Source organism: Moorena sp. SIO3I8 (genome assembly GCF_010692325.1).
Taxonomy (GTDB): domain Bacteria; phylum Cyanobacteriota; class Cyanobacteriia; order Cyanobacteriales; family Coleofasciculaceae; genus Moorena.
This window is the reverse complement of sequence record NZ_JAAHHW010000067.1, coordinates 23,988-37,140: the sequence shown is the minus strand read 5'-3', so window position 1 is coordinate 37,140 and position 13,153 is coordinate 23,988. Positions and strand designations below refer to the sequence as shown.

Here is a 13,153-nt window from a genome sequence, read left to right as displayed (position 1 = left end):
TTTCAAATTGGTGACTCCCAACTACTAAACCAAAATCCTCAACGACTTCCTCCGCAGTCAGTCCTTGGAAAAGGTAGTTATATTGGTGGTGAATTACCTCACTTTTTTAGAGTAAAAATTGCTCTCAATAAAGGATTAAACCCAGAGCAACTCAGCCGACAAGTAGAAATTGCCACAGCTATTATCGAACAGGAAAAACCTGCCCATACCGACTACCAACTAGAAATTATTTTTCCTGACACCATCCAGCTTGCAGATCCTACGTCTGGAATTAAAGGTTCCCAGATTGGTATTGATACTATTTTAGGCAATATTCCCGAAAATTTAGAGTCAACTTAGGAGAGTAGCAATTATGACAGATATTCAACGTCCCAATTACTTCACCTCTCAGTTTCTCATCGAAGCAGACTTTAATGAGGAACAAGCTTACCATCGTGATATGCGCAAGCGCCACAATCGTTCCCTCCATGAATGGGGTGTGGTGGAAGGGCTAGAAGTCAGCAGAGAAGCGGAAAAACAAATTGCTGTTACTAGAGGAATGGCAATCGATAACGAAGGTCGAGACATTATTATCTTATCGGATTCTCCTCTACCAGACACCATTAACTTAGATGGATTAGAACTCAATACAACTATTGAAATTACCATCATCTATCGGGAAATTCCAGAAAACCCTTACCAAGTAGAAGTAGGTGGCGTGACTAAATACACTCGCACCGCTGAACGTCCCAAATTTGTTATCTACGGTGGTACCACTAGGCAAGACAATCTCCAAGATGGCAATGTAGATTTAAGAACTGGTAATGTCCCTACCGATGGTACTGTAGTGCGGTTGGCACAGGTGAGACTAGACAATAACGGTAATGTTAGTACAGTGGATAATTCTGTACGGAAACTTGCTGGTGCCAAGTTACCTTCCCCCAGACAGTTTATTGTGGATATAGCTGAAGATGATCAAACAATTTCTGTACCAGCGGGAACAACTGTGGATGACTGGGTAATTTTTGTTTCCCCTAGAGAGCTGGCAGTACAAAAAAGTGGTGCTTTTGTCTCCGATTTTGAGATAGAAGTTTCTGCCGAGCCAGAGACAAACGGCTGGAGAATTCGTTGTTACAGTCAGGACTTATCAACAAATACAATTAACCCTGGCACAGCTAACTATATGTTGCTTAGGAAATAGTCTATTGACTTAATTCTGTACATTTAAATTGATAAACAAGCTAGGTAGTAGCAAAGACTATGAGTGAATACACTTGGCCTGATCATATCGATCTTACCGTCAAGAACAACGTTGGGATTGGCATAGAAAATCCTACGGAAAAATTGGAAATTGAAGGCACAGTTAAAGCGACAGAATTTGTAGGAGATGGTTCAAAATTGACAAATCTAAATCGTTGGTCACTAGCCTATGCCCATGATGCCAATGGTAACCGCACGGCAGGCAATATTGATGACTTAATTAATGCAGTACAAAATGGCTCTCAAGTAAGGGTATTAATGGATAGTGGTGACCATAAATACATCACGTATGCACAAAATATTACGATAAAAACTGGAATTGTTTATGTTCAAAATAATTCTCATGTAAGCATAAGTTTTGAGGGAGATGTATTGAAATTTCAAGACGATTCTTACTGGTGGATGGTTATTGTTAGTACTAAAGGCGATCGGGATAAGATTCGTTGGAATGTAGGGGAACATACTCCCCGTGGTCATGATAATGACAAAGTAGCGATGAAGTGGTTTGTTGACTGAAACTAACTCTTAGGAAATAGTCCCCCTACACACCATCAAAAAATCCGTACAGTTCAATGATATGCAAGTGATAAAGGAGCAAAGACTATGAGTGAATACACTTGGCCTGATGCTATGAATCTTACTGTCAAGAATAAAATTGGTATCGGTACAACCAACCCAGAAGCAGAGTTACATGTGCTCGGCAAGCTACTCGGCGCAGCCCAAGATACATCGGGAAATTCACTAAGAATCTGTTGTGGCAAAACTCCCGAAGGCTCTACTAATTGGCAACCTTATGATTCTACTCCTCAAGGTATTTATGTAGATGTAGATACTTCAGCGTGTGGTTTTAAATCTACACCATATTACATAGTAAATCTGCATGGCAATAGTAGTCATTGGATAGTTACAGGTGGAAGTGCTCCATACTTCGCCACAGCTAAAGGTTTTAGAATTTACCTCAGATTTATTTATGATCGAAACCTAACACCAGATTTTGCCAATCACAATGATCAAAAATGGCATATTCAATGGCTGGCAATTGGTAATTAGTACCGCTACCGGGAATTGACAATTAACAATTACATAAATTTATCAACGTTAGTAAAGAAGCAGAAGAACGATGAAACAACAACTAGAACAACGTCTGACAAGCCTAAAAACTGAATTTGAATCCGGTCAAACAATGTTGACAGAGTTAGAGGCAAAAAAGGCAAACCTTACAGAAACTTTATTACGGATTAGCGGCGCAATTCAAGTCTTAGAAGAAATGCTAGTTCAATCCCAAACATTAGAAGAAAACGGGAATCAAAATCTTGAAAGTGATGTCACAAGTATCTTAACTAATTCATAACTTTTTATCCCAGGATATAAATAAAAATGGATGAACTTAAATATACTTGGCCCGAAGCAGAACCAAATCTTACAGTCAAAGGCAAAGTTGGTATTGGTACTAAAACTCCCTCACAGGAGTTAGAGGTAATTGGTGATATTTCCGCTACAAACTTAAACCTGAATGGCTCCCTCACCATTGATAAGAACCTGGCTGTCGGTGGTAATTTCCAACTAGGTACACTATCGATCAACGCATTTTCCAGTGATGGAAACCTAGCAGATAACAGCAATTTAGCTGTTCCTACCGAGCAGGCAGTTAAAACCTATGTGGATAATCAAATTAGTACTAGAGCTGCTCTCAACGGTGCTACTAACCAAAATTTTGCCACTAATAACCTCACCGTAGGGGGTAATCTACGGGTATCGGGTAATTTGGAAGTACAGGGGGATGTGATTGCCCGTGATACCGAGCATATTGAGGGTAATGTCTCCTTGGGCGACCAAGACAGTGATGAAGTCAAAATTACAGGCGTAATTCGCTCAGGACACTCCTCAGGGGCGCTTAGGATAGATGATGCTTTGCATACCACGGGGTCGTTGACTGTGGATGGGAGTATAAGTGTTAGGGATGCGATCGCTACTGCTCAATTAAGTGTGACCGATCTGGTGAGTGGTTCTATAAAAATAGAGAATAATTTAACCTTAGGTGGCAAAGTCGGCATTGGCACACCAAATCCTAGAAATACTTTGGGAATTCGAGCAACACGTCAATCGGAAGAATTGATCAGTTTTGAAGATCCAAGTGGAAGAACTAAGTGGCACATAAACCAAAATTTAGGAGGCACAAATCCAGGACTCAATTTTGTGGAAACAGGTGTAGCAGATGGAAGATTTTTTATAAAAGCTGGTGGTAACGTTGGTATCGGTACAACAAACCCAGAAGCAGAGTTACACGTAATAGGCAAGCTACTAGGCGCGGCACAAGACACCTCAGGAACAGCCTTAAGAATCTGTTGTGGAAAAACTCCCGAAGGCTCAACTAATTGGCAACCTTATCGTGGTGGGACTAAAGGTATTTATGTAGATGTAGATACCTCAGCCTGTGGTTTTAAATCGACACCAATTTACCTAGTTAATATGCATGGAAACGGTAGTAATTGGGGAGCAACAGGCGGAAGTTCTGCATACGACAGGACTAACCAAGGTTTCCGTGTTTATGTGCGATTTTCTAGTGGTGAAGACCTAACACCAGATTTTGCCAATAGCAGAGGATGGCATATTCAATGGCTGGCAATTGGGAATTAGTACCGCTACAGGTAATTATCAATTAACAATTAACAAGTTTTGATCAACAGAGGTAAATAAAAATGGCTTTTAATTGGCCACAGCCAGAACTTACAGTCGATGGTAGAGTTGGCATTGGTACAGATACTCCCTCACAGGAATTGGAAGTAATTGGTGATATTTCCGCTAGAAACTTAACCCTGAAGGGCTCCCTCACCATTGATGAAAACCTGACTGTTGGTGGCAATTTCCAACTAGGTACACTATCCATCAATACATTTTCCAGTGATGGAAACCTAGCAGATAACAGCAATTTAGCTGTTCCTACCGAGCAAGCAGTAAAAACCTATGTGGATAATCAAATTAGCACTAGAGCGGATCTCAATGGTGCTGCTAGCCAAGATTTTGCCACTAATAACTTGTCAGTAAGTGGTAATCTACTGGTATCGGGGAATTTGGAAGTACAAGGGGATGTGATTGCTCGTGATACCGAGCATGTCGCTGGGAATGTTTCCTTGGGGGACCAAGACAGTGATGAAGTGAAAATTACCGGCGTAATTCGCTCAGGGCATTCATCAGGGGCGCTTAGGATAGATGATGCTTTGCATACCACTGGGTCCTTGACTGTGGATGGGAGTCTAAGTGTTAGGGATGCGATCGCTACTGCTCAATTAAGTGTGACCGATCGGGTGACAGGTTCCCTCACCGTAGAGAATAACTTAACTGTGGGTGGTTTGCGTGCTACCACTTTAGAAGTATCTGGTGCTTTAAAATTAGCGACTACAGGAACTCAGATTTTTCATAGTACCAATGAATCCGGTACACCTAGTGGAGATGGTTTTCGACTCAGGTACGACAACAATTTCTTTAGGACTAATCAAGATGCTTTAGTGATTGAAAAAACCGATGGTAATAACCCTAACCCTGATGGAGGCATTGCTTTTGTTAATACAGGTAACGATGGGGTTGTAGAAACTGCCCTTGTTATTAGAGGAAATAGCAATGTAGGTATCGGAACGACGAATCCATCTCAGAAATTAGACGTGAGTGGCAGTGTCAATATTAACGGAGATTTGAACGTAACTGGAAGTATTGCAGGTAGACTAGCTGGGCTAGGTATTGCCACTGCTTCATCATTAACCCATGGTCAAAGTATACCTGTTCCCGAGGGTTTTACTAGAGATGAATGCCTCTTTTTTGCAACCATCAAATATCTCAACTTCAGAGCTGGCGAGGACATTCTTGTTAATTGTTCCGCAGATGCTAATGGAACCATTACTGCAACTCCTGAGGGTAAAGTAGCCGCTAAAGGTTATGCGATCGCTCAAAAAGGTGGATGGCAGTGAGGGCTTACTAACAAAAGGGTTTATTTAAGGAGACTGACTATGATTATTATTTTTGATAAAAAAACAAAAAAGCTGGTTAGCTTTGCAGGTCGAGTTTTGGATTGTGGAAAATGGCGAGAACCAACTTTAGAAGAACTCTATCCAAACAAGAACCCTGAAGACTTTTCCGCCTGGGGCTTTGTTTGTATCAAAGACTCCCCTAAATATGCCTTAAGCCCCAATCTAGACCGATGGCAACTTAAACTTGATGAAAATGGAGTACCCATAGGAGTTGAAAGAAAACCGAATCCTCTTAAAATCCATCTGATCACAACTGCTATCGATACAGATGGTGACGCTATTCCTGAATTAATTGCTGATGGTAAAGATAAAGCGATTATCACAATCGAAGTCATAAATTCACGAGATGAAATCGTAAAAAAAGATTTCAATATAGCTCTTAAAACAACTGGAGGTACCCTTTCAGCAAGAAGAGTAACCGCTAAAGAGGGACAAGCCACAGTAGAACTTACCTCTTCTGTTGAAACTGTATCAGTGACCGTGAGTGCGGTAGCCGAAGGCGTTAAAAGTGACTCGATTTCATTGGAATTTATGCCACCTGAATCATGACTGGCAAGCAGCCAATTGATGAAAAGTAAAAGGCGAAACCTATAGGGCATCAATGAGCAACCCAAAAACCAACGAATAAAAAATTTCTACTGAAATCATCAGAGATTTTACTCACCCAAATTTGTAAGCACAAATCAAACATCATTCACAGTTACATTTTGGCAACGGAGGTAAAGAAAAATGAGTAGTTGGCCAGATCCAGAACTTACAGTTAGTGGTAGAGTTGGCATTGGTACAGACACTCCCTCACAGGAGTTAGAGGTAATTGGTGATATTTCCGCTACAAACTTAACCCTGAGTGGTAGTGCTACTGCCGCCCAATTTGTTGGGGAAGGTTCCAGTTTAACCGGCTTAGTCACCACTACCGGAAACTCAACCATCGCTGGTTCCCTCACTATTAATGACAACCTTAGTGTCGGTGGTAATTTCCAACTCGGAACATTATCCATCAACGCATTTTCCAGTGATGGAAACCTAGCAGATAACAGCAATTTAGCTGTTCCTACCGAGCAAGCCGTTAAAACTTATGTAGATAATCAAATTACCCAGGTTAATAATGCCCTCGATACCAAAGCGAATCTCAATGGTGCTGCTGACCAAGATTTTACTGCCCAGAATTTGACAGTAGGGGGTAATCTACAGGTATCGGGGAATTTGGAAGTACAGGGGGATGTGATTGCCCGTGATACCGAGCATGTCGCTGGGAATGTTTCCTTGGGGGATGAAGATAGTGATGTCATTACCATCGCAGGGGTGGTAAGTTCCGGACATTCCTCCGGTGCTTTGGAAGTTAATTCTGCTTTGCATACCACTGAGTCGTTGACTGTGGATGGCAGTCTCAGTGTTGGTAATGCGATCGCTACTGCTCAATTAAGTGTCACAGATCGGGTGACAGGTTCCCTCACCATTGAGAATAGTCTCCAGCTCGGAACGGGGTTAGCCATTAATGAATTTTCCAGTGATGGAAACCTTACAGATAACAGTGATTTAGCTATCCCTACCGAACAAGCGGTTAAAACTTATGTAGATAATCAAATTACCCAGGTTAATAATGCCCTCGATACTAAAGCTGCTCTCAACGGTGCTGCTGACCAAGATTTTACTGCTAATAACCTGACTGTGGATGGCAGTCTCAGTGTTAGTAATGCGATCGCTACTGCTCAATTAAGTGTGACCGATCGGGTCACAGGTTCCCTAGCGATAGAGAATAATTTAACGGTAAATGGCAACTTAACGACTACAGGTTCGTTAGATCTCGGTGGAGATTTACGGTTGCGCGGAGCAGATATCCGAGATGCTGGCAACACATCGAGAATTCGTCTGATCGATAATGGAGATTTGTCCTTGAGAGCCAGTAATGGTCTACATTCTTTAACTATTGCTGAAAATCGTAATGTAGGTATTATCACCACAGATCCCCAAGCCAGATTGCACATTATCGGTGGTACTGATGCAGAACCCAATGGCGGTGGCTATTTAGTTGTCGGCAACACTAATCGTGTAAATCTTGCCATAGATGATAATGAAATTATGGCTAGAAATAATGGAGTTGTTTCTAACCTACATCTACAAGCTAGCGGGGGTAACTTACTAATTCAAAATAAATCGCCAGGTAGGGTTGGAATTGGACTGTCTAATCCAGTTACTACTTTGCATGTTAGGGGTACTAAAAATGGTGCTGCTTCGATGGCTAATAATATTGCAGTGATTGAAAATACTAGCAGTGGTACAAATGCAGATGTTTTAGCTCTCAAGATAGGTACTATTTCCCCTGGTGGGGGCTGTAATTTTATCACCTTCAAATCTGGTGACCGTGACGTTGGTGCCATTGAGGGAACTGGCAATAATAATATTCGTTTGAGAAGCGGTAGTGGAGATTATGCAGAATACTTACCACGACTTAATCATAGTGAAGTAATTGAACCAGGTGAACTAGTGGGTGTATTTGGTGGCAAAGTTACCAAGTATACCCAGGGAGCAGATCAAGTTATGGCAATTACTAATCAGCCTATTGTCTTAGGCAATGCTCCCCAAAAGCAAGAGCAACATCTCTATGAGCAAGTAGCATTTTTGGGACAAGTGCCCATTAAAGTTCGAGGTAGCGTGCAATCAGGAGATTATATTATCCCTTCAGGTTTCAATGATGGTATGGGGATAGCAGTCTCACCTCACGAAATCGCAGCCAACCAATTTGCCCTTATTGTTGGTAGAGCTTGGGAAACTTCCGAGCAAGAAGGTGTAAAACCGATCAACGTTGTCGTTGGTCTTAATTCTAATTACCACTGGCTCTCAAGTTTGTTGCAAAAGATGCAAATTCAGCAATCGGAAATAAAGATCTTAAAAAACCAAATTCAAGAGTTGAAATCACCAACAGGTGTTTCAGTGTCTTAGTCTTGACTTAAATTCCGTAACACAATGGCACAGAATTACCAACAGCTTAATTATATACCAAAGGGAACAGGGAACAGGGAACAGGGAACAGGGAGTAGTGAGTAGGGAGTAGGGAACAGGGAACAAAATTCTCACAATTCATTTAGGATTGCTATATGGTTAATAAAAACTATGACAGAACAACCAATCAAACGCAATTGCGGTTTTAACCAAAGTCGTCAAAGAGCAGCACCATAGGATTTCAGTGCTGATGGAAAAGGTAGAAACCTTGGAACAGATGAGGTAAAGAAAAATGGCTTTTAATTGGACACTTCCAACACTGACAGTCAACGGTGAAGTTGGCATTGGTACAGACACTCCATCAGAGGAGTTAGACGTAATTGGTGATATTTCCGCTACTGGCAATATTTCTGCCACAAACCTAACCCTTAGTGGTAGTGCTAATGCTGCCCAATTTGTTGGGGATGGTTCTCGTTTAACCGGCTTAGTCACCACTACCGGAAACTCAACCATCGCTGGTTCCCTCACTATTAATGACAACCTTAGTGTCGGTGGTAATTTCCAACTCGGAACATTATCCATAAACGCATTTTCCAGTGATGGTAACTTGGCAGATAACAGTAATTTAGCTGTTCCCACCGAACAAGCCGTTAAAACCTATGTGGATAATCAAATTACCCAGGTTAATAATGCCCTCGATACCAAAGCTGCTCTCAACGGTGCTGCTGACCAAAATTTTACCGCCCAGAATTTGACAGTAGAGGGTAATCTACAGGTATCGGGGAATTTGGAAGTACAGGGGGATGTGATTGCCCGTGATACGGAGCATATTGCTGGCAATGTTTCCTTGGGGGATGAAGATAGTGATGTCATTACCATCGCAGGGGTGGTAAGTTCCGGACATTCCTCAGGAGCTGTGGAAGTTAATTCTGCTTTGCATACCACTGGGTCGTTGACTGTCGATGGGAGTCTCAGTGTTGGTAATGCGATCGCTACCAATCAATTAAGTGTGATAGAGCAGGTGACAGGTTCCCTCACCATTGAAAATAGTCTCCAGCTCGGAACGGGGTTAGCCATTAATGAATTTTCCAGTGATGGAAACCTTACAGATAACAGCAATTTAGCGATTCCTACTGAGCAAGCGGTTAAAACCTATGTGGATAATGCCTTGGTTGGCAAAGCAAACCTCAACGGTGCTGCTGACCAAAATTTTGCTACCAATGACTTAGTAATAGCTGGTAATCTCGGGATCGGTACAACAACCCCTCAGGCTAAGTTAGATATTGTTCCCTCGGGTTCACAGCCCTGGCTGAAAGTGGGTGGCGGTGGTGATGGTGGAAAGCTTTGGGTGGAATATGGCTCAGAAAATCTTGCACCTCTTCTTGTATTAAGTGACTTGGACGATCGCCCTCGAATTCGATTTCAACAAGTGGGGACAAAAACAGAAGATGATCCTGAGTTCCAAAGTTGGATTGGTCTTGCCCAAGGCCGTTCTAGTGATTTGGCTATCATGGGAGGCAACGTTGGTATCGGTACGACTAGTCCCGCAAGCAAATTAGACGTGCGTGGCAATGTCAACATTAATGGAAATTTGAACGTCACTAACAATATTGCAGGAGGCAACCTCGAATTGAGAGGTGGCACCAATGAGATCCAATTCACGAGAAGTATCCTAACCAGTTTTTTGAATTCTGATTCAACAAATAATCTCAAACTATCTCTGTCCAAGCGACAACTGCTGGGGGAAGACGCACCAACCTATCAACTTTGGATTGGCCATCCTAGTCAATTTCGATTTGGAAATCAAGGAGCAATATTCAACACCTTCGCCACGAAGTTGTCAGTGAGAAGTAATGGAGATGTATTCGTTGCAGGGCGTTTGTCAGCACAAAATCTCACTATCCGTAGTGGAGATAAATCAGGCTATGTTTCAGATCGTTTTGTGAATGCCGTCGGTGATCCCATTGAGCAGGGTGACGTGGTGGTGCTATCTGACCATCCTGTTTCGCGGTTTTATGCCACCCAAAATGACATTCCCATCCCAGAGGTAGATTTAACCAACCGAGCTTATGACACAAGGGTGTGTGGGATTGTGGCAAAGGTAACCACAGAAGACGATTTGCCCTATGTTGATAATGAAGAATCACCAATCCCACCAGAAGTTTTAGCACAAATATCCCCAGAAGAATTACAAGAGCAAATTCCCCTAGAAGAACTGCCAGAAGACATTGCTGCCAGTCTTCAAAGCCCTCATCCGTTCCAATCTCTTGTTGCTAAAACCGAGGCAGGAATGAACACTACCGTGGTACAGGATCAGCAAATGGGCAGCATGGTAACCATGGGATGTTTTTCCTACTGTAAGGTTGATGCAGATATTGCACCAATTGCCGTGGGAGATTTACTCACCACCAGCCCCACCAAAGGTCATGGGCAAAAAGTGCTGGAGCCAGAGCGGGCCATTGGTGCGATTATCGGCAAAGCCTTGGGTTCTCTCAGTAGTGGAAAGGGAAAAATTCCTGTGTTGGTGATGCTTCAGTAGGTTGGATTGTTCTTGGTATTTTCTCAAAGGGAAAAGGTAAAACCTATGGACTATTAATCAGCAATAAAAAAACTGACAATTAACAATTTTTTCTCAAGAGAGGTAAAACAAATGACTAGTTGGCCAGATCCAGAACTTACAGTTAGTGGTAGAGTTGGCATTGGTACAGACACTCCTTCAGAAGAGTTAGACGTAATTGGCAATATTTCCGCTACTGGCAATATTTCTGCGACAAACTTAACCCTGAGTGGTAGTGCTAATGCTACCCAATTTGTTGGGGATGGTTCTCGTTTAACCGGCTTAGTCACCACTACCGGAAACTCAACCATCGCTGGTTCCCTCACTATTAATGACAACCTTAGTGTCGGTGGTAATTTCCAGCTCGGAACATTATCCATAAACGCATTTTCCAGTGATGGTAACTTGGCAGATAACAGTAATTTAGCTGTTCCCACCGAACAAGCCGTTAAAACCTATGTGGATAATCAAATTACCCAGGTTAATAATGCCCTCGATACCAAAGCGAATCTCAATGGTGCTGCTGACCAAGATTTTACTGCCCAGAATTTGACAGTAGGCGGTAATCTACAGGTATCTGGTGATTTGGAAGTACAGGGGGATGTGATTGCCCGTGATACGGAGCATATTGCTGGCAATGTCTCCTTGGGGGATGAAGATAGTGATGTGATTACCATCGCAGGGGTGGTAAGTTCTGGACATTCCTCCGGAGCTGTGGAAGTTAATTCTGCTTTGCATACCACTGGGTCGTTGACTGTGGATGGGAGTCTCAGTGTTGGTAATGCGATCGCTACTGCTCAATTAAGTGTGACAGATCGGGTGACAGGTTCCCTAACCGTACAGAATAATCTAACTGTGGGTGGTTCCCTTACTACTAGTGAAGTAAATGCTACAGGAACTATTCAGGCAAATCGGTTTGAGGGGGATGGCTCAAGTCTAGAGGGCATTGTCAAAAAAACAGGTGACACCATGACCGGGTCGCTGACTATCGCAAACAACCTCACAGTCAATGGCAATATTAAAACCACTGGCATTATTAGCGGGTCATCACTGCCACCTAATCTGATCAGAAATTCCTACATGAATATACTCGATGGCAACAAACCGGCTGGGTACCGTGTCCTTGGGAATGTTAATTTAGAGGCAGCCCATCCTTACACTAAAGGATTTGAAGGACCCTATGTAGCCGAAAAACCATCCAATGCTGCCAGTAGTGTAGACACGGCAACCCAAGCAAATCCCTATTGGTTTCGCAGATATTACAAGGGTTCGCGAGCTTCTAGAGGTGGTTTAGCAGATGGTTGGAATGGTTTACCGGACGGTAGGATTTTGAAAATTACTGGGAATAATTCGGCAGTACATACCAGTGTAATGTTCCCCTTCGAGTCCAATGTCTTAACCAATAAAGTACACTTCAAGGCTTGGCTCAAGATTACTTCCGGTTCCAAAGTGGGATTTGGCGTAGATTCTGGGTATAGAAATGTTGTTAGGGGACTAATAATTACTAAAGAACAAACTGATGATGCTCCAGATGGTTGGTATCAAATAGATGCAGTAATTGGCACATCTGAGGTTACGTCTTTGAATGGCTTGGCTTTTTCCATGGGTATAGAAGCTAGCGGGTCTTTTGAGGTATATCTAGCCTTACCATACGTTGCCAATTTAGATAATGATACATGGCTTCCTAGTGTTTCTGACATGCTTTCGCGGGATGGGCTGACAGTTCATCCTAGTTCTCGTAACGTTGGTATTGGCACCGATAGCCCAGAAGGTAAATTAGATGTTAGGGGTGATATTCGTGCTGGTAATTCAGATATTTACTTTACTAACACCAACCACAACCACACTGGCATCGGAAATAAATCTGGTTGGGCAGCTATTGAAAATGCTGCTAATTTCGGAGCTTTAATGATTTTGGGACGGGCGGGTACTTCTAAAGGTCGATACGTTCGATTATGGGACTATCTGCAAGTTAATGGCGGAATGGATATTACTGGCAATGTGGGTATTGGTACATCAAATCCTAGAACCAAATTAGAGGTGGCTGGAACTGTAAATGTAAGAGATCGCATTTTGAGGAACGGTCAAGATTTTTCTAAAGCCGGTCTGGCTAGCCATAACGATACTGTTAAAGTCCCTTGGGGAACCACTCGTGAGTGGAATATTTTTGTTTCGCCCAGAGTGATGGGTCGAGAGGAGCCAGATTCAGAAGGAGATAATGCGTTATTAAAGATAGAATGTTGGGCAAGAGTTAATAATACAACATCCTGGAAAAATCATGCACGATATAAATATAGAATTAGGAATGGAGATGGTAGATGGTACGACGAAAACTCAGGAAGACACAGGCCTTTAGTAAACTACATCTTAATTCCACGCTAAGTAGGCGATACAC

At 42.5% G+C, this 13,153-nt stretch carries 10 protein-coding genes and 1 pseudogene; all 11 read left to right on the top strand.

The features are described 5' to 3' along the window. Positions 1-339, top strand: a pseudogene (locus tag F6K51_RS22810) (hypothetical protein); the annotation flags it as partial. Positions 340-352: 13 nt separating this feature from the next. After that, positions 353-1,180, top strand: a complete 828-nt coding sequence (locus F6K51_RS22805; protein WP_293024496.1) for a hypothetical protein — start codon at positions 353-355, stop codon at positions 1,178-1,180. A 59-nt stretch (positions 1,181-1,239) separates the two neighbouring features. After that, the gene (locus F6K51_RS22800; RefSeq protein ID WP_293024494.1) at positions 1,240-1,755 is read left to right on the top strand and encodes a hypothetical protein; all 516 of its coding nucleotides are present in this window, start codon (positions 1,240-1,242) and stop codon (positions 1,753-1,755) included. An 87-nt stretch (positions 1,756-1,842) separates the two neighbouring features. Then, positions 1,843-2,289 (top strand): hypothetical protein, encoded by a 447-nt coding sequence (locus F6K51_RS22795; RefSeq protein WP_293024492.1) that lies wholly within the window; start codon positions 1,843-1,845, stop codon positions 2,287-2,289. A 70-nt stretch (positions 2,290-2,359) separates the two neighbouring features. Next, positions 2,360-2,590 (top strand): hypothetical protein, encoded by a 231-nt coding sequence (locus F6K51_RS22790; protein ID WP_293024490.1) that lies wholly within the window; start codon positions 2,360-2,362, stop codon positions 2,588-2,590. Positions 2,591-2,616: 26 nt separating this feature from the next. Next, a complete protein-coding gene (locus F6K51_RS22785; RefSeq protein ID WP_293024488.1) occupies positions 2,617-3,876 on the top strand; it encodes a hypothetical protein in 1,260 nt (419 codons plus the stop codon). 62 nt (positions 3,877-3,938) lie between these two features. After that, positions 3,939-5,201 (top strand): hypothetical protein, encoded by a 1,263-nt coding sequence (locus tag F6K51_RS22780; RefSeq protein WP_293024486.1) that lies wholly within the window; start codon positions 3,939-3,941, stop codon positions 5,199-5,201. 39 nt (positions 5,202-5,240) lie between these two features. Further along, positions 5,241-5,810 (top strand): Ig-like domain-containing protein, encoded by a 570-nt coding sequence (locus F6K51_RS22775; RefSeq protein ID WP_293024484.1) that lies wholly within the window; start codon positions 5,241-5,243, stop codon positions 5,808-5,810. 180 nt (positions 5,811-5,990) lie between these two features. Further along, entirely contained in the window at positions 5,991-8,201 is a 2,211-nt protein-coding gene (locus F6K51_RS22770; RefSeq protein ID WP_293024482.1) for a hypothetical protein, read from the top strand. A gap of 292 nt (positions 8,202-8,493) precedes the next feature. After that, positions 8,494-10,740: a hypothetical protein gene (locus tag F6K51_RS22765; RefSeq protein WP_293024480.1), complete on the top strand. Its 2,247-nt coding sequence runs from the start codon at positions 8,494-8,496 to the stop codon at positions 10,738-10,740. A 111-nt stretch (positions 10,741-10,851) separates the two neighbouring features. Then, positions 10,852-13,140 carry a hypothetical protein gene (locus F6K51_RS22760; RefSeq protein WP_293024478.1) on the top strand — a complete coding sequence of 763 codons (2,289 nt, stop codon included), beginning with the start codon at positions 10,852-10,854 and terminating at the stop codon, positions 13,138-13,140. Positions 13,141-13,153: the final 13 nt, after the last annotated feature.